The organism is Mucilaginibacter kameinonensis (genome assembly GCF_003675385.1).
Classification (GTDB): Bacteria; Bacteroidota; Bacteroidia; order Sphingobacteriales; family Sphingobacteriaceae; genus Mucilaginibacter; species Mucilaginibacter kameinonensis.
This window is the reverse complement of the sequence record NZ_RCWZ01000002.1, coordinates 817,563-837,263: the sequence shown is the minus strand read 5'-3', so window position 1 is coordinate 837,263 and position 19,701 is coordinate 817,563. Positions and strand designations below refer to the sequence as shown.

The window sequence follows — 19,701 nt, the reverse complement described above, 5'->3', positions numbered from 1 at the left end:
GTTTATGTGTCAAATCCAAATATAGAAATTATCTTATAAAATAGATTTTATAGATTGACATTGGCTGAAGAAATGATCTCGCCCCTTCAACACGATACAAAACCAGCCTGTCATATCAGCTACTCCCCTACCAAAAGCCTTGTAATGTCATACAACTATAAAAGAATTAAATTAAAACATCAGATGTTTAAATAAACATCATACATTTGTGCAGTTTAATAGCTCAACATGGCAGAGAAACTTAGCAATAAAATTATCCGGCTTATCAAAAACGATATTGTTGCCGGTAAATGGAACGAAGGCGATAAGATGCCTTCGGAGTTTGAATTGATGGATTTATATAATGTTGGCCGTTCAACAGTACGCGAAGCCATCAAATCACTCGCAGATGCAGGCGTGCTACGCGTACAGCAGGGATCAGGAACATTTGTAAACGCAATAGCCGATTCAGACAATATTGACCAGCGATTAAAACTTGCCGCCTTTGATGAGATTAATGCAGTGCGCCAGATGCTTGAACTGGAAATTGTCACCCTCGCTTCAAAACACCGTACGGAAGATAACCTCCAGGAAATTAAACTCAGGTTGCAACAGCGTAAGGATGCGATAATGGCCGGGCAGCGGTTAGCCTGTATCGATGCCGATTTATCTTTTCACTCGGCAGTTGCAAAGGCATCTTCAAACAGCGTATTGGCCGATCTGTACCATAGTTTCACAGTAATCATCCGCGATTTTTTTGAAAAACGCGAAAAACAGGGCGTAAATCATTTTGCCATGAGCCATCATTTGCATGAGGCGCTTTATGACGCCATAGCAAAAGGCGATGCCGAAGTCGCACGACAGATTACTACCGAAATTTTAAAAAATAATTATTAAATCATGACCATTTTAACTTTCACCATCATACTATTGGTCGGCGCATATCTGGCTGGCCTTGTAGGTTCATTAACCGGCCTCGGAGGCGGAGTAGTTGTTATTCCTTTGTTAACCCTGGTTTTCCATGTGGATATTCGCTATGCCATTGGCGCGGCCCTGCTTGCTTCTATTGCCAACTCATCAGGCGCGGCAAGCGCGTATGTAAAGGAGGGTATTACCAATATTCGTTTAGGCATGTTCCTGGAAATTGCTACTACCGTTGGGGCGGTCATAGGCGCGTTACTTGCAGTATACACTCCTACTAATACCATCGCGATACTTTTTGGGTGTATCCTGCTTTTTTCGGCAGCAATGACTTTGAGAAAGAAGAACCAGCTTGCACTTACAGAAGGAAGCAAAACATCGGAATTTTTAAAGCTTAACGGTAGCTATCCAACCCCGGCAGGACCGGTTGACTACAAACTTAAAAATGTAGGGGCCGGATTTTCTATCATGACCTTAGCCGGTATACTTTCAGGCTTGCTGGGCATAGGCTCGGGGGCACTCAAGGTACTGGCCATGGATTCAACCATGCACATACCATTTAAAGTAAGCACTACCACAAGTAATTTCATGATTGGCGTTACTGCCGCAGCCAGCGCGGTGGTTTACCTGCAACGGGGCTATATGGACCCGGCAATCGCCTTTCCGGTTGTACTGGGCGTATTAGGAGGGGCATTTACCGGAGCCAGATTACTTAAAAAACTTGATCCAAAAGTATTACGCTATATTTTTTGTGCCGCCATAGTTTTTGTAGCTGCCGAAATGATGTATAACGGATTTCAACACAAATTTTAATTGAAAATATATGAACGCAAATAACAATGGCAAAAACCTGGGCGACCGCGATATTGAGCTCCTTGTAGGGCGATTGCTACGTACCGGTGTAATAACAGCAAGTTGTATAGTACTGCTCGGGGGCATATTATTTCTTATTCAGCATGGTTCGGCCCCGATGCCTTCTTATCATCATTTTAACGGCGAGGATAGTAATTACACTACTTTCGGCGGTATCATTTCAAGCACACTGCAGTTCAATCCAAAAGGCATTGTGCAATTCGGTGTTATGGTGCTTATTGCCACGCCGGTTTTGCGGATAGCATTGTCGCTATTAGGTTTTGCATTAGAAAAAGATAAGCTTTATGTGATTATTACCACAATAGTACTCTGCGTAATGCTATTCAGTACTATAGGCGGATTGAAAGTATAAAACAGCTCAAAGCAGAGGTGATAGCTGTCTTTAAAGCTTCCCTCTGCAATTTAATATCCTACGTTAAGAGATATTCCAATCAGATAACCTGTGCGCAAAGTCGACTCACTCTGTTCTCAAATTCTTTACCGGGTTAGTAATAGCCGCTTTGACTGATTGAAAGCTGATGGTAATCAGGGCAATGAGTATCACTAACATAGCACCTGACGCAAATAGCCACCAGTTAAGTGCTATCCGGTAGGGATAATACTGCAGCCACCTGCTTGTCGCTATCCACGCAAACGGAATGGATACAGCAAGTGCGATCAGGATCAGTTTTAAGAAACCCGCCGATAAGAGTATAACGATCCTGTCTGCCGAGGCTCCAAGTATTTTGCGTACGCCAATCTCCTTAACACGTTTTTCAACGGCTAAAACGGACAGCCCGAATAAACCAATGCACGAGATAAAAATGGTTAATACCGCACTGAACAAAATAATCCCTTTCCACCTGGCTTCGGTGGTATAGCTTTGCTGATTCTGGTCTTGTTTAAAATTGTAACTAAACGGATTTAACGGAAAGAGCGCTCTAAATACTTTAGAGATATGTTGCAGGCTTGCTGTTTCGGTACCGGGCCTGATCCTGATGTACATCATTCCATAATTATTTGCAGGGCTCGCGGTAAATAACTGGGGAAGGATCTTTTCTGTTAAAGGCCGGTAATGATAGTCTTTTACTACGCCTATAACCTGGTAGGTTTCGTTTTCAAAGCTTGATATTTGCTGCCCTATGGCTTGCTTCCACCCTGCCTGTTGCACAAATGCTTCGTTCACCAGTACAGAACGCGTGCGGTCTGAGGAGTATTCGGCAGAAAAGTTCCGGCCTGCCAGTAATGGTATTTTAAGGAGCGGCACGTAAGCTGCATCAACCGTTTCAACAGAAACATTGATCGACTGGTCGCCGTTTACTTTCACCGTATTATTATTGTAGCCGCCGTTCCTGGGTGCCGCATCAATAATATCCGGATCCTTTATCAACTCCTGCCTGAACAAAGCAGCCTGATCGGCACTTAACGGAAATTGATCAATAGTTATTAAATGTCTGTCGTCGTAACCCAGCTTTTGAGTCGTCAGATAATCGAACTGGCGATAAATAGCCATAGCACCAATAATTAAAAACGACGCAAGTGCGAATTGAAAGATGACAAGCGCCTTCTGCAGGCCATTTTTCCCGGCCAGGTTAAACCGGCTGTACAATGTTTCAACAGGCCGATAGCCAGATAAAACCATCGACGGGTAAGCGCCGGCCAATAAGCCGGCAACTATAAAAAGTGCGATATAATCAATGATCAGTTTCGGGCTAAATAAGTAAGAAAGCGATAAGGCTTTATTGGCCAGACTACTGAAGAAAGGTAATACGATAACGACAATTGCAAATGCGAAGATGAAAGCGATGAAACAAAGTACAAAGGACTCGCTTAAGAATTGAAACCGCAACTGCCGGCTTGTACCCCCAATCACCTTACGGATGCCGATCTCCTTGGCCCTTTTTACAGAGCGTGCTACCGTTAGGTTAATGAAATTGATACAGGCAATCAGCAGGACAAAAACGGCTATAGCCGAGAGGATATAAGAAAACTCGGGATTGCTTTTATCACTCAATATCTCATCTTCATTGGGGATGATCTTACCGAGATGGATCCCGGTTAGCGGCTCCAACATATACGACTGGCCAATATGCTGAACATGATATTTGTTTTTGATCTCGCTGATGGCTTTACTGGCGTCCGATTCAAATACCTGGTTCATTTTATCCTGAACCGCTTTGATATCGGCGCCGGGAGAAAGCACCACAAAGGTGCTCAGAAAGGAATTGAACCAATTACCGTTGTTGCTTTCATCTGCCGCCGAAACGCTCAACCGGAGCAGCACCTGGAATTTGATGGATGAATTCTCCGGGCAATTTCTGGCGACTCCAGTGATCATAAAAGGTTTAAAATTACCTTCGTTTTTTACAGAGATGATCTTGCCCAGGGCATCCGCGCTGCCAAAATATTTTTTAGCGACATCTTCTGTAATTACTACCGAATTAGGTTCTGTTAATGCAGATCTGGCATCGCCGTTAAGTAGCGGAAAATTAAATACCGACAAGAAATTTGCATCGACTAAGCAAATTGCCTGCGACCGAATGTCGGTCCCCGTTTTGATATCCGCCTGCGATGGTTGAAAACGGACGAAGCTTTGTATTTCGGGAATTTTCGCGGTAAAACGAGGTCCGGGAAAATAGCCTGTGTAGCTACCATTGTTAATACTTCCATCATCCCTTTTCATTTGCTTATCTATCCGGTAGATCTGACCAACGTTCTGATGAAAACGATCGAAGCTTACCTCGTCCTGAACATAAAGGAGGATCAGCATAGCGCAGGCGAGACCAATGCTCAGCCCGGCGATGTTAATGAAAGAATATACCTTGCTATGCAGCAGGTTTCTGAATGCCGTTTTGAAATAATTCCTGAACATATAATTGCGTTTTAATGTGTTACCTGTCCAAACAGACAGTGTTTCCTGACGCAATATTACAGGGCGAATTGCCGGCGGAACAGCCAATTTATGAGTTGGCCACTCTTTTTCCAGGCTCTTTTTATATTCTGCAGGTGTTTTACCGGTCATTTCCTTGAAAACACGATTGAACGTTCTTTGAGAGTTAAATCCGGATTCGTAGGCGATACCCAGCAACGTGAAATGATTATAACGCGGGTCCTGCATTTTACGGGCTATTTCCCGAACGCGGAGTTCATTAATAAAATCGTTGAAGCTCCTGTTCAATCCTGTATTGATAATGCGGGATAAATCATGTGGATGCATTGTTAATTTCACAGCCAGGGAGCTCAGGGTTAATTCAGCGTCCGCATATAGACGATTGGCAACAACGACCTCCTTCAGCCGCCTGCCCTTCTCCCTCACATCCGAACGATCTGCAAAAGATGCTGCTGGTTGGCCATTACTATCTGGTTGCAATATCGTGCTGGCCGCCACGCCGAACAACACATAAGTAACAGCGAAAGAGAAAAGATCATTCAAGGGCCAGCACAGGCAGAGCAAAGCCAGGAGAATGTGAACTTTTTCCAGCCGCCTGAAAGTAAAACGCGGTTTATCCATCAGTACTGGCTTCAGGCGGCTATAGAACTTTTGGATCAAACTGTATGATAAATAAAGATAACCGATGTTCGAGATCAAGACCAGCCATGGTGATGCAATCAAATACGCAGCCGGCAGGGGCCAGAAATGCATGCTATCCCGCCAGCGAAATTGCCTGTCGGGGTCTGTTTGCCGGCGAACAAAAAAACACCATAAAGGCCCCACCAGTGGTAAGCAGAACGCTATAAGGCCTACAACCTTTAATATAATGGCAACTATAGCCAAACTCAAAAACAAGTTTGCCCATTGGTCTCCCCGTTTTGAAAGCAGTAAAAGAACCACGAGGGGCATTCCCGAAAACAAGGTTCCGAGAGATGCCAGTTCGTAAAAGCCAATATGAAAGGTTATAAATTCCAAGTGAATAAAACAGGGGCAACCATCATTCCAAAATTACAAACAACTAATCAACAACAAATTACACTAAGAAATACCAATTAAACCGTACCGAAAGCGGACGATAAGGTGTACGTTTCCGAAAAGAAACCTCCCTTGAATTAGCCTATAAAATATTGGACATATTCCCTTTTCCAATTAACTAAAGTTTTGAAGTCGGGTTATAACGTGTTAAATTAGTTTAGTCTTTGACTCGCGTTGCCCGCGTTAACTTTAACCGAGGCATAAACGTAGAATTAGGTTCTGAATCAATAGCAACCATATTTAAGTATTACAAATGAAACTAAAGCTAAATCATTTAAAGGCAGAAAAAACCTGGCATCAATTACACAAGGAATCATTAGATTTTGGTCAGCGATTAGCCGACTCAGTTGCGACAGGCATGGGTTCATGGCGCTTTATCATTATCCAAACTATTATTGTAGCCCTTTGGATGATCCTGAATGCCGTTGCATATATCTATCATTGGGATCCGTATCCTTATATATTACTAAACCTTCTTTTTTCAACGCAAGCGGCCTATGCTGCACCTATCATCATGATGGCACAAAACCGCCAAAATGAACGAGACAGGGCCCAGGCCGACGCTGACTATAAGACAAACTGCGATGCTAAAGAAGAAATTGAGGCATTAACAAAAAAACTAAACTCCATTGAAGTTGATAAGCTGGACCGCATATTGGAACTTCTTGAAAAGATGGAAAATAAGAAGTAGTGCCCGTAACGAACCTGCCAAAATTTTCAGCAAGGAAAGAAAAGATTTTAAGCAGGCTTATGCTCTTTATTCAAACACAAGCAAATACGTCAAATTCCGTGGAATAGCCTGTTCAAGATTCCCGGAATTTCTAACGATTGCCTCCTTGTAAGGAATTCCCTCTTATACTCCGCGCCTTTTTATTATCCCATTTTTTCAGGGACTAAAAACTCCTCACAAGATTAGGGAATAGGCCAACCCAACATTTCCTTATACTAAAAGATAGCAACTTCATAACCAACGAGAATTTTAAAGCACCAATTACATTGTTTTAACTAAAAATGTAATTCTTACATTTTATGACAGTTTTTTAATGCACCAAGAACATTTTTTAGCGCGCTGTTAGAATTTAGCATGATGTTTTCAATGATAAAATATCAAAAAAGACAAACATTCTGCCAATTTTGTTAACACTTTTTCAATTGAGATCGATTGTTATTGCTTGAAATAGCAAAAATTTAATATTTCATCAATATCTCTTGGTAAAACGTTTTTGTTAATTATATTTGTTAAAACCAGTTATAAAAATACGTTTACCACTTAATCGTTTAAGCCACCTGACCTGCTTTTTTCGAGATTTACGTAACAAATATATTAACCAATATCACTGACATGAAAAACCTGATTTACCTGTACCTCGTCCTTCAGAAACCAATCATCTGACAAGGAAAAAATTTCGTGCTGAGATTTTAGGCATCAAAGATTTTTATTAATTAACCTAATCACCAAAAGTGAAAAGAACGCTTAGGCATTGCCTTTTTGATGGCAAACCTGAGGGGGCATAACTATGCACCGCTGTCGAGAGTATTCCTGCAGACTACTCCTAACTTCCTGTTCTTTTCACTTGAAAATCAACACTATGGAAAAAGAATTACACGCTACCTAACCTAAGGGCACATGTTATCTGCATAACTCTTTTGCAGGCATAGCAACACATGGCCGTTAAATCAAAATTTTATTTCACAAACTAAAAGATCCATTCATTATGCGATACTTATGGCTGTGCTTTGTGGTTTTCGCAGCAATTACCACGAATGCACTTACGGGCTTAGCTAAGGGGAATGCGGGTAAAAAAAGCAAGGTAAAACGTCCTTTCTATAGTAAGCCTTATGTCCGTCGGGATACAACGGCAAAAGACTCATTATTAAAAGATAGTATAAATATTATTATCAGGCATACCTTATATAATAAGCTTGCGGATAGTGTTACCAAAAAGCCCTATGACCTATCCAAATTCCCGGCTGTTTCCCTGCAGCAACTGTTAAAAGGGCAATTTGCGGGGCTCTATGTGCAGGAACCTTCGGGCGAACCAGGCACTGTTCAAAATATGTTTATAAGGGGCGTACCTATGCCGCTTCTTTCTCAAAGGGATGTTTATCAATCGCAGCCGCTGGTTGTGCTTGATGGTATTCCGCTGGTAACAGAACACCCCTTTGCGTTTGATATACAGTTATATGACTATAACAGGATGGGAACCGCCACCAACCCGTTTGCTGCTATCGATATGAATAATATCGCCTCGGTTGAGGTATTAAAAGACCTGTCGGCTACAGCAATTTATGGTCCCCGTGCGGTTAATGGCGTTATCGTGTTAACCTCTAAAACCCCGGTGGCTGCTAAAAGCATCACCTTTGATTCATATATAGGTTTAGCGCAGCGCCCTCATGTAACTACCATAAACGGCAAGTATGAAAACGCTTTCAGACAGCGCTTTTATGACCTGTATACCACCAATGGCAGGTACTCAGACGATGAAAACTACCCTATTTATCTGAGCGATTCATTGAACAATGTTTATAGCGGAAAATCTGATTGGAGCGATCTTTACTATCGTAACGCGGTAGTTTACGGCATAAACTTCGGCATCTCCGGAGGTACAGATCGTGCTAACTTTCGTTTTTCCCTGGGGGATCTGAAAAACAATGGCATTGCTGATGGAACTATGCTAAACCGTTATAGCGCCATGTTCAATATCAATATGAAGCCGCTCAAATGGTTGCTTTTCTCGACTATGGTAAATGCCAACCGACTGGACAGGCAACGAAACAAATATCTCCGGGACAGATTTGCCCAGATCAATTACTTCCCCGATCTCAGTGCTCCGCTGCCACCCAACAAAGAATATTATGCCGATTATCTGGCACAATACAAAAAGGGCTTTGATAACAACAAGACAAATATTGTTGATGGTTATGCCAAAATAGGCCTCGATCTTGGAAAATTTAAATTCACTACTACCTTTAATGTAGATTATAATGAAGGTTACCGCGACGTATTTTACGCGCGTACCCTTTTGCAAGGCAATAGTTATGCTTCCAATTACTTTGGGTTTAGCCAAAGAATAATGGCAGATAACAGAGCAACTTATGATCTGACAATCAACAAGGTAAACGATTTCCATTTTGAGCTGGGGCAATCAACGCAATGGGATATTTACAAGTACAGCAATGCCTATGCGTACAAAGGCGTAAACGACTACATTAAGATAGACCTCCTGGATTCAAACCCGAAAAATCCTGACGGGTCTGACAATCCTAACTATCTTAATCCTACGGCATTTCCGCGCGAGTTAACCTTCCGTTTTCTGGATAAGATCAAGCATAACCTGGTTTCGTTTTATGCAAAAACCGACTATTCGTTCAAACAAAAATATTTCCTTTCTGCAACCGTGCGTGCCGATGGCTCATCAAACGCTCAGCCTACCAGCCGATGGTTCTATTCGCCTGTGGTATCTGCAGCCTGGAATATTAAGAAAGAGTTATTAGCCAACAACACTATCATCAACGATCTTATTTTACGTGCAAGCGCGGGCAGAATAGGCCGCCTTAACGCGTTTGATAATTACGCACAGGGGCCTCAATACACAGCTTCTGTGGGCTATACCGGTAACTTAACCGTTCCCGGATATAACGCGTTTGGTGTGCTTACCCGGCCCTACTCTACCGGCTGGATTGGTTATGGTATACCGTGGTCATATTCCAATCAGCTTAATATAGGTACCGATGCGGGCTTAATTAATAACCGTTTACACCTTTCGGTTGATTGGTATCTGAAACAGGAAAAGAATTTGCTGATAGGTATCCCGGCCTTTGCCGAGTATGGTTATAAACAGTCTATCGAGAGCGGTATGGCTGTGAATAATACCGGTATAGATGTATCTGTATCTGCCAATATCATTCAGAATACAAAATTTGGCTGGTCATCTTCCTTAAATCTAAATCATAATATCAATAAGCTGAAAGCTTTGCCAAGGGGCTTAAACCAAATCACCATTGATAACAAGCTTTTAAAGGTTGGCAGCCCGGTTGATCAATATTGGTTGCTGATAAACGATGGCATTTATAAATCTGAAAGTGAAATACCTGTTGTAAACGGGCAGCCGCTCAAATACAATGGCATTGCCATGCATGCCGGCGATCCAAAATGGCGGGATATCAATGGCAATAATGTAATTGATAATAACGATAAAGTATTAAAGGGGCATTCATTACCCAAAATATCAGGAGGATACGATAACAATTTCAGGTATGGCAACTGGAATTTGAATATCAACCTGTATTTCAATCTCGGGCGCGACCTTATACACCAGGAAATGGCCAACCGGTTTGATTTTATTAACCGCGAAGGCAACAGCGATGTAAATTCTGTTAAAGAGATCACCTTTTGGGAAAAACGCGGCGACTATAGCAAATACCCGCTGTATAACCCCTGGAGTACAGTTATCCCCTACCGTGTAGATCAGGACCTGTTTCTTGAAAATGCTTCATTCCTGAAATTAAGAACGGTTTCAATCGGGTATGATCTCACCAAAGCCATGCGCTTAAAGAAAATCAAGCTAACCCGGTTCTACGTGTATGCCACTGCCAATAATGTGTTCACTATAACACCTTACACAGGCCAGGATCCCGAATTGGTGAACTATGACGGGTATGATACAGGCTATGGCCTGCCTATACCAAGAACATACACGCTGGGTGTAAAAATGGAATTATGATATGAAAAACGATCACAAAAATCATGTTGTAAAAATGAAAAAGACATTATGTATCGTCCTGATCCTGTTTACCGCAGCAATTACAAGCTGTAATAAAACACTGGATATTGATTCAACAAGGGTTGTGGGCGAAAAAAATATGTGGAATAAGCTTGAAGACGCACGCGCGGGCTTATTAGGTGTGTATGCGCTTACGCGTGCCGCTTTATCTGACAACGATGGCCACTGGCTTTACGGCGATGTACGCACCGGCGAATTTATTAGCCCCAATCGTCAGGACCTGAAAGCAATTTCAACTAATCAGCTCAACGCGTCATACCCAACTGTTGATGCTTTGTCTGACTGGACAAGGTTTTACGCTATCATTAATGCTGCAAACATTTTTCTTGAGCGCATTGGTGATGTAAAAGCAGCCGATAAGCGCTATACAGAAAATTATTTGATAGTTGATGTTGCCCAGGTTCGTTTTTTAAGGGCCTTTACCTATTTCTATATGGTAAGGATCTGGGGAGATGTGCCATTCATCACTGCATCGCACGATGGTAAGTTTGAAAATCAGGCCCGCGAAAGCGGCAGCAAAATATTAGTATGGGCACAGCAGGAAATGCTTAAAGCAGCTGCCGATCTGCCGTTTGTATACAGCAATAACGATGTACAGCAGCCCGGCAATTATTATAATGAAGATGCTACCCGCTGGGGCGGAGCTTTAGCTACCAAAAACTCGGCATACGCGGTGCTGGCCCATTTAGCGGCATGGCAGGGCAACTACACCGATGTTGCTACCTACGCCAAGTTTGTTGAAGATAATTACAGCAAAAGCGGTATCAATTTTCAAAGCACAGAAGATTTGACCAAATCAAACGGGTTCTTTTTTAATAAGAACACCAGCCAGATGTTCGGCTTTAACTCTGACTGGGGACATGTTGACGGATCTGTGACCGGTCACCTCGAAGAGTTAACCCTGGCCGAACCCGTGGTGAATAAAAAAGTGCCGGATATTTATATGCCTAAGGATACCATCCTTAAAATATTTGATATGCCTAAAGACGAACGCTTTAGCATAGATACGCTTGGCCAGCCCCGTACCGAGCGATACTTCACCAATATTAACGGCAAGTACCCCATTTTCAGCAAAGTGAAAGTAATACTGGGGGGCGTTTCTGATCCCACATTCCGGTACTTCACCAGCGCCTTGATCTTTACAAGGATAGAAGATGTCGTATTACTCCGGGCCGAAGCGCTGGCTGTTTTAGGAGATGTGAACGGCGCAGTAAATGAAGTGTTTAATATCATGACCCGCCGGGGGATGACAGATCTTACGATAGACAGCAACCAGGATATTATCGATGTGATATTCAAAGAGCGGCACCGCGAGCTTATGGGCGAGGGCCACCGCTGGTATGATCTGGTACGATACAACAAGATCAAGCAAAACAACCCGGCATTCCTCAAACTCATCAATTCAGGGGGGATTTACTGGCCTGTATCGCGCAAGCTCATCGCACAAAATAACCTGTTAACTCAAAACCCATTTTGGAAATAAACTGACCATATATGAAAAAGTTGATAAAATATATGAGTGCCTTAACGCCGGTGTTGATTGCAGCCTTGCTGCAAAGCGCCTGCAAAAAGGATGGCGGTTATCATGACGCTACAGGCACCAACTCAAAATTTGCGGGTAATACCTATGAGTATTTGAAAAGCAAGCCCGGTGTATATGATTCATTACTGGCGGTAATAAACCGGATGGGCCTGCAACAGACGCTCATGGATAGTAACGTTACCCTTTTTGCGGTTACCAACCCAAGCTTTCAACTGGCAATCAGAAACCTGAATACACTGAGGAGGCAAAGCGACAAAGACCCTTTGTTTTTGGCAAAAGTAGATGGTGTGCAGTTAGACACCATGGTGTCGTACTACATTATCAGGGGTAAACGTACAACCGATTCCCTGCTGCTGCAGGACGGGCTTGACCTTTCCAGCGTACGTTTCGGATACCCTATGCATGGCAAGGTTTCCAAGATTTCAGCTTCAGGACTTACAGGCGGTGGCCCCGATGTTATTGAATTTAGCAATACTAAACGCAGCAAGTTTATCAGAAACTGGGCAACCACTACAACAGGTTCTAATAATATCAGCACCAAAAACGGTATTGTTCATGTGCTAAGCCCCGATCACATTTTTGGTTTTGATGAATTTGTATCGCGCTTAACCTTTGTTCCGCCACCGCCCAACCTCATGACCCTGATAGGTGGTAAGCTTACCGTTTTAAGGGATAACAACGGCGGTCCGGATAATGGCGAAGGCTCTAAAAAAGTAATAGACGGCGACGACCATACCAAGTTCCTGGCCGACCTTCAGGGACGCCTGTGGATGCAGTTTGAGCTAAATGAGCCTGCCGTATCAGGGGTCTACACCCTCACATCTGCCAATGACGCGCCCGAACGTGATCCCAGGGCCTGGACCTACGAAGGCTCAAATGACGGCAAAACCTGGACAGAGTTAGATCGACGGAGCAACTTCTTCTTTGAAGAACGATACCAGACCAAAGTTTTCAGATGCCCCAATACCACAGCTTATAAATTCTACAGGGTAGATATTTCCGAGCTGCGCGATGGCGGCCTTTTCCAACTGGCCGAGTGGACCATCAATAAAGTAAAGTAAGGTATGGAACATCAAAATATCAATGCATTTAAAAAACGAAGAGAGATGCAAACATTCATAAAAATGGGATCTGTAGCGCTGCTGTTTGCTGCGGTCGCGCTCAGTAGTTGCAAAAAGATGTATGGCATTCCAGATGAAAAAGATTATCTGAGTTCGAATGTAAACTACAGCAATAAAGTTTTTGAACCGATTTTAGGCCGAACCACTTTAATGGGCGGGTTTAATGGCGACAATTCAACCCAGCCACTAAAGTTTGAGATCATCAACGCTCGTTTTGGTGACGGCAGGCCGGTGACCGATCTTTTTCAAAAAAGGCCAACCTACGTATGGACAGCACCCTACAACGGGCTTGAAAAGAGCCTGGCCGAGATAGAGGCAAAACGTAAGCTGGAAGATCATCCCTTATTTGAAGTGCGCTCATCTGGCGAATTCATCATGTGGGCCTCTTCCAGCAATGACCTTATCAAGCCAAGACCATCTGACAGTACCAATTTCCCGCAGGATACGCGTTATTTCGACATAAAAATAACCAATACAGGCGGTAGCACCATAATTCGTGACTTGCAGGTACGGCCATTCCGCGAACGCCCATATGAGCCTTCTGACGACTTTAACATTTATTCGGGCGGACCGGCACCTCACCCTAAAACGCCTTATAACCCTGCGAGCCGCAACTATATCAGGCCATTTTTGAACGGGGTAATAGGTGATGCCACCGACATTCCGCTACAGAGTAATGACGATAAAAAAGATGTGGTGGTTTATATCCGTCCGTTTACCGGCGGTACAGGGAACTCGTTAAGGTTTAAGTTTTTGAATAAGGATTCGGTAGAGATGAACCCGGCTTTGCTTAACGAAACAGCCTGGGACAAAATAGTGCATGGCTTTAACATGCAAAAAACTGCCACCTATGTGCAATATGATGTTGCCTATCCTATCCCTTTAGTGGAGGTATCAACTGCTTATGCGCCCGGAGGAACCAGGGACCATGCCGAATTCAAATATTCGCGAATTGGTTTTGGCGGCGGCCGCACAGTGGCAAGTTTCGGGATAGATTTCGCCATATACAAAAAAGGCGACTGGGAGATAGTGTTCCATTTTTTGAAGGACAATCCAAAGTTTAAAGACGAATAACCGATTTAAAACTTATCACGATGAGAAAACACATACTATTTTATATAGTGCTTGTTGTTTGCACAATCTTCTGCTGCACAGAGGTTGATGCACAGGCACAAAATATAACGGTTACCGGTACGGTGGTTGAAAAGGCAACCAATAAAATTTTGCCCGGCGTAAATATTTATATGGGCAGTAAAGGCTTAACGCAAACCGATTATAAAGGAAAGTTTACCATTAGCGTACCAGCTAACAGTACACTTACTTTCACCTTTGTTGGTTTTGTTACGGAAAAAGTAAAGCTTGAACCCGGACAAAAAAATATAACTGTAACATTAACCGAGGATAAGAAGGGCCTTAATGAGGTAATCATTGTAGCCTACCAGAACAGGAATAAAGAATCAACCCCGGGTGCCTCTGTTACTATAACAGCCAAAGATATCCAGGACGTACCAACATCAAACGTTGAAAGCTTGCTGCAAGGTAAGGTAGCCGGCTTAAATATTCAAAATAATACTGGTGCACCAGGTTTCAGGGGCTCTGTTCAGGTACGAGGTTTATCAACCCTGAGTGTATCCGGCAGCGGCAGCGAATCATTCTTACAACCTACGTCTCCACTGTATATCATTGATGGGGTACCGCTGGATGCGGATAAGGCAGCCGAGTTTGGTTTTCAAACGCAGGGGCCGGGTGTGAGTCCTTTATCATTGATACCGGTAGAGGATATCCAGAGCATACAGATCATGAAGGATGCCCAGGCCACCTCCATGTACGGATCAAGAGGTGCTTATGGTGTAATCATCATTACTACCAAGCGCGGAAACTCCAAAGTGCCGCGGGTACGTTATACCGGGAACTTCTTTGTAAACGCTACCCCACAACTACGTGCAACAATTGGAGGTAATGCCGAACGCAGGGCAAAAATCCAGCAGATATTATCAAACGCTACCGTTATTGATGAGCTTAGAAAATTAGGGCAAACCGGCTTCCTGGCCGATAGTTTGAACGCCTATTGGAATAATTCAACAAACTGGCAGTCTATTTTTTATGGCACAACACACAACCAGAGCCATAACGTAGCCTTAGACGGTGGCAACGACCGCTTTAACTATAAAGTGAACATGGGCTACTATTCAGAAAAAGGGGTTATCAAAAACACAGGTTTCGACAGGTATAACCTGAATATGAACATGGAGTTTAAACCTAATGATAAATTCAGGTTCTTCGGCTCATTATTCGGCTCATTAGGAAGTCAGGCTAAGGGTAACGGTGTGGGCTTGCTGCAACAGGGCGTGGCACAAAACGGCCAGGCTTCTACCCTGCTGCCGCCTCCGTCGTTTTATCTTTCGCCCGATGGTGTAACATCGGCCCTTCAAACTCAAAACAGTAACAGCACAAGAAACATCCGTACCAATATTGATGGCCGTTACGAGTTTATCCGGGGTCTGGCGTTATCTTCAAGCATCAGTTACGATTATACATCGGATGCGGAATCAACATTTACACCGGCAGCTGCAAATGCCCAGTTTGCACAGATGTATGATTATGAGGGGCGCAACTTTACATTATATAACCGTAACGCGCTTACTTACGCTAAAACATTCAGCGCCGATCATACCATATTCATTAATACATTTAATGAGATATATAAGCAAGGCGGCCAGAGCGGAATCATCCGCCAAAGCCGTGTCCCTAATGATCAGTTACAGGGGCCGGTTGGGTCCGACTCTTATAATTCAAGAGGCGGTGGCGTATTATCAAACTTCAAAAATGCCACTATCGCATCATTTGCAGGTTCCTTTAATTACGATTATAAAAAGAAATACGTACTGGAGCTATCTTACCGCTTGGATGGTACATCCTCAAACGGCCTGGAGAATCCGTATTCCAAAAACCCTGCAGCCGGTTTAAGGTGGAATTACTATAAGGAAAACTGGTTTAAAAACTGGGACTGGCTCACATCGGGTGGTTTAAGGTTAACCTGGGGCCAGAATATCGTGCCAACCGGTAGCTTGCAAAGTATCTATGGCTTGTACAACCTGAATGGCAATTTCAATAATAATCCAACTATCGGTATTAACTATGAGTTTGTACCTAATCCTGCGCTAAAGCCAACTACAACCACGCAGTATAACCTTGGGTTTGACATGACGATTTTGCAAGGTAAGGTTGACCTGAGTTTTGATACTTATTATAAAAAGGTTGATAATTTATTGTTTGACAGGTTTTTACCTAACAGTACAGGCTTTCAGAAAAAATCAAGTAACGATGTATCCATTGCCGATTATGGGTATGAGCTGATGGTAACCGTAAGACCGCTAACCGCTAAGGATTTTAACTGGACGGTATCATTTAATGGCGCCATTAATCGCGATTACCTGCTGAGGTTACCGGCCGAATACAACGGACAATACATCAAGTTTGATTATAACAACTATCAGCACATCGTTTTCAGGGTGGGTAAAAACACCTTGTCAAACTATCTGCTGGTTAACCAGGGTGTTTATCCAACAGATGCCAATGTGCCTGTAGATCCGGTAACAGGTAAAAAATATCAAACCAATGGGCTTGCCTTCAAAGGCGGTGACCCGATTTTTAAAGACGTTAACGGCGACTATATTCTTGACGACCGGGATTATGAAATAACCGGCAACTCACAACCTTTAATTACGGGTGGTGTATCTACAAATATAAACTACAAGAATTTCGGATTAAATATTTATGCCAGTTATACAGCCAAGAGAACAATATTAAATAACGCGCTGTCAGACAGGCTGTCAATCATGAAGGATCCTTATGCCCTACTGGCCGCGGTTCCATTGGATGACATGGACATTTGGCGAAAACCGGGTGATCATGCTAAGTATCCTAACCCCTATTCGTTTTCAAGGTTTAACCAAATAAGGCCGCTTCGCTCCGATCAGAGTTTATGGCAGGAAGAAGGGGCATACCTCAAGATCAACACGGTTACGCTATCCTACATGTTTGACCGGAAATTTGTACGGCGCTTTGGGTTTAACAACGTAAGGGTTTATTTCTCAACCAATAACCTGATCACATTTTCAGGATATAATGGCCCTAACCCCGAAAACGTAACCTCCCTGGGCCGCGATATATCAAGCGGATACCCGGTACCACGTACTTACAACTTAGGTTTAAATATTGAACTCAATACAAGTAAATAAAACTCAAGATCATGAAAAAAAGTGTTATATACATTTTAGCAGCGGCAGCAAGCTTGTGTTTACCATCCTGTAAAAAGTTTCTGAATGTACAACCCATTGATAAACTAACAGGGAATAACTTTTACCAATCGAAAGATGACGTTGTGGCCAATATTTATGATATGTCAAGAACGTTTTTTGGCAAGATCAACGAAACACATTTTATTGGCGCAACCGGCGAATACCGTTCAGGAGAGGTTTTATATGAGCCCCAATCAGACCTGGGGCCGGCACGTGCATTTGTGGAGGTACTGGGCAGGAATGACCTGCTTGGCCTCATCAACGGAAACCCACCCTGGAATTTCTACAACTTTGGCCTTATTACCGACTGGACAGGCTATTACCAGGTGATACAAAGCGCCAATATCCTTATTTCAAAATTGGAAACCGGCATACCCGGCGTAAGTGCTGCCGAGAAGAAGCAGTTTGAAGGTGAAGCCGCTTTTATACGCGGGCTTGCATACTTCTACATGGTGAGGCTTTATGGCGATGTGCCTTATTATACCGACGCTTTCCATTCAACAGCTTTACCTCGCGAAAACATGGTATCTGTTTTAAATAAATGTATCGCCGATCTTAAAAATTACAAGGACGGTTTACCCTGGACCTACGCCGATCCGGCCTTAAAAGGTGTAAGGGCCAGCAGGGGCAGCGTAATCGCGCTCATCATGAATATGAACATGTGGAATGCCGGCTTTGATAAGCCCAATGCAAACAAATACTACCAGGAAACCGCAGATCTGGGACAGGAGCTTGTTAAGAGCAATGCTTACAGGCTACTGCCAATAACTGAGTGGGCTACTGTTATAAAAGGACGATCGGACGAAAGCCTTTTTGAATTTTACCGCAGTATTAACTATGGCGATCAGAATACCAATGTTGCACCGATTGGTGATATGTTTCTGCACTATCCTTACAAAAGGCCTGAGTACACGCACCGTATCAGCTTTGCTTATTTCAGAGGGGAGTATATGCAAAAACTATATCCGGGATCCTCTGATAAGCGCGCTACTATATGGTTTAACTCCGATATATATGCCGACAACGGAAAATTCATGATGCTCAAGTTTGCTCAGAATGCCTTTGCAACCGGCGAAGAGGATGCCAATCCAGATAACACTTTCATGATATTCAGGTATGCCGGTGAAATACTGCTATGCGCGGAAGCACTGGCCGAACTGGGACAGGATGACCAGGCCATCGCTATGCTGAATAAAGTAAGGGACAGGGCCGAAGCATCACGCTATGCCGGAAGTGGCGGGCAGGATCTTAAAGACTTCATTTTCCTGGAAAGATCGCGCGAACTGATGGGCGAAGGGCACCATTACTTTGACCTGGTACGTACCCGGAGGATCATGAGCAGTGAGTGGTCATACAATGTATTGACACTGGACAAATTTAACCGTGGCGCCTGGACCTGGCCAATCAACAGTAACGCGCTTGCAAATAACCCGTTTATGTCATTAAACATGTATTGGGTAAACGGAGGTAATTAACCTATTCCTAAAAAGTAATGATAAGAAATATGAAAAATATAATTATTGTTTTTGCCGGTTTTTTACTGGTACTCACCGGCTGTAAACGCGATGAGTATTATAAAGATGGCGGTAAAGCCCAGGCCAATTATCCTGCCGATATGCTTCAATATCTGCAAGATAAAGCGGTACCGTTTGATACCATCGCCCAGATCGTAAAACTGGCCGGCATGGAAGAAACATTCCGCAAAAGTGATTTTACCTTTTTTGCGCCTGATGATGACGTGATCAAAAGAACCATAGGCAATAACAAAACCAGCGGCTCTTTAAACTATTTTTTGTTTTATTCCGGTCGTGATACTGTGAAAAAGCTGTCAGATATCGACTCAGCCATATGGAAAAAATACCTGCAACGGTATATGTTCAAAGGTATTAACCACCTTAAAGATTATCCGCAGATAGATTTCAACCTGCAAAATCAGTATCCGGGAGCCCTTTATTATTCTTACAGTGGCGATGTGGAGAACATTGGTGTACTATACGGCGACGCCAATAACATCAAATACATTGGCCCGCGCACGTTGGTTATCAGTTACATATACGACATCAACAACGCTCAAAACGCGGTTTTTCGAAATAATGTCTCCTCATCTGATATCAAACCCACAAATGGGATAGTGCATACCCTGCAGTATAACGCGGCTTACTTCGGATTTAACCAGGATGACTTTTATGAGGAAATATACTTCGCAGGCCTTCATCATTCTGAGTAAAACATT

At 43.2% G+C, this 19,701-nt stretch carries 12 protein-coding genes; 11 read left to right on the top strand and 1 reads right to left on the bottom strand.

Going from position 1 to position 19,701, the window contains the following annotated elements:
* The first annotated feature begins 228 nt into the window (after positions 1-228).
* Genes EAH55_RS10445 through EAH55_RS10435 form a run of 3 tightly spaced genes read left to right on the top strand, consistent with a single transcriptional unit; the run spans position 229 to position 2,125 of the window.
* Complete coding sequence (locus EAH55_RS10445; RefSeq protein ID WP_121809571.1) at positions 229-876, top strand: FadR/GntR family transcriptional regulator; 648 nt, start codon at positions 229-231, stop codon at positions 874-876.
* 3 nt (positions 877-879) lie between these two features.
* Positions 880-1,713 (top strand): sulfite exporter TauE/SafE family protein, encoded by an 834-nt coding sequence (locus EAH55_RS10440; protein ID WP_121809570.1) that lies wholly within the window; start codon positions 880-882, stop codon positions 1,711-1,713.
* A 10-nt stretch (positions 1,714-1,723) separates the two neighbouring features.
* Complete coding sequence (locus tag EAH55_RS10435; protein ID WP_121809569.1) at positions 1,724-2,125, top strand: DUF1634 domain-containing protein; 402 nt, start codon at positions 1,724-1,726, stop codon at positions 2,123-2,125.
* A 105-nt stretch (positions 2,126-2,230) separates the two neighbouring features.
* Here the strand turns inward: EAH55_RS10435 and EAH55_RS10430 are convergent, their stop codons facing one another.
* Positions 2,231-5,659 (bottom strand): ABC transporter permease, encoded by a 3,429-nt coding sequence (locus EAH55_RS10430; protein WP_162996819.1) that lies wholly within the window; start codon positions 5,657-5,659, stop codon positions 2,231-2,233.
* Positions 5,660-5,972: 313 nt separating this feature from the next.
* On the opposite strand from EAH55_RS10430, the gene EAH55_RS10425 reads away from it, so the two are divergent.
* The 8 genes from EAH55_RS10425 to EAH55_RS10390 all read left to right on the top strand — a co-directional run bounded on the left by EAH55_RS10425 (position 5,973) and on the right by EAH55_RS10390 (position 19,695).
* Positions 5,973-6,410: a DUF1003 domain-containing protein gene (locus tag EAH55_RS10425; RefSeq protein WP_112573913.1), complete on the top strand. Its 438-nt coding sequence runs from the start codon at positions 5,973-5,975 to the stop codon at positions 6,408-6,410.
* A gap of 1,024 nt (positions 6,411-7,434) precedes the next feature.
* Positions 7,435-10,443, top strand: a complete 3,009-nt coding sequence (locus tag EAH55_RS10420; RefSeq protein ID WP_121809567.1) for a SusC/RagA family TonB-linked outer membrane protein — start codon at positions 7,435-7,437, stop codon at positions 10,441-10,443.
* Positions 10,444-10,477: 34 nt separating this feature from the next.
* On the top strand, positions 10,478-11,986 hold the full coding sequence (locus EAH55_RS10415; protein ID WP_121810036.1) for a RagB/SusD family nutrient uptake outer membrane protein: 1,509 nt from the start codon (positions 10,478-10,480) through the stop codon (positions 11,984-11,986).
* An 11-nt stretch (positions 11,987-11,997) separates the two neighbouring features.
* Positions 11,998-13,107: a discoidin domain-containing protein gene (locus tag EAH55_RS10410; RefSeq protein WP_114936948.1), complete on the top strand. Its 1,110-nt coding sequence runs from the start codon at positions 11,998-12,000 to the stop codon at positions 13,105-13,107.
* Between the two features lie 45 nt (positions 13,108-13,152).
* On the top strand, positions 13,153-14,241 hold the full coding sequence (locus EAH55_RS10405; RefSeq protein WP_244228151.1) for a DUF5007 domain-containing protein: 1,089 nt from the start codon (positions 13,153-13,155) through the stop codon (positions 14,239-14,241).
* A 20-nt stretch (positions 14,242-14,261) separates the two neighbouring features.
* Positions 14,262-17,408, top strand: coding sequence for a SusC/RagA family TonB-linked outer membrane protein (locus EAH55_RS10400; RefSeq protein ID WP_121809566.1), 3,147 nt, complete (start codon positions 14,262-14,264; stop codon positions 17,406-17,408).
* Positions 17,409-17,419: 11 nt separating this feature from the next.
* A complete protein-coding gene (locus EAH55_RS10395) occupies positions 17,420-18,943 on the top strand; it encodes a RagB/SusD family nutrient uptake outer membrane protein (RefSeq protein ID WP_121809565.1) in 1,524 nt (507 codons plus the stop codon).
* 29 nt (positions 18,944-18,972) lie between these two features.
* Entirely contained in the window at positions 18,973-19,695 is a 723-nt protein-coding gene (locus EAH55_RS10390) for a fasciclin domain-containing protein (RefSeq protein ID WP_162996818.1), read from the top strand.
* The last annotated feature ends 6 nt before the right edge of the window (positions 19,696-19,701 follow it).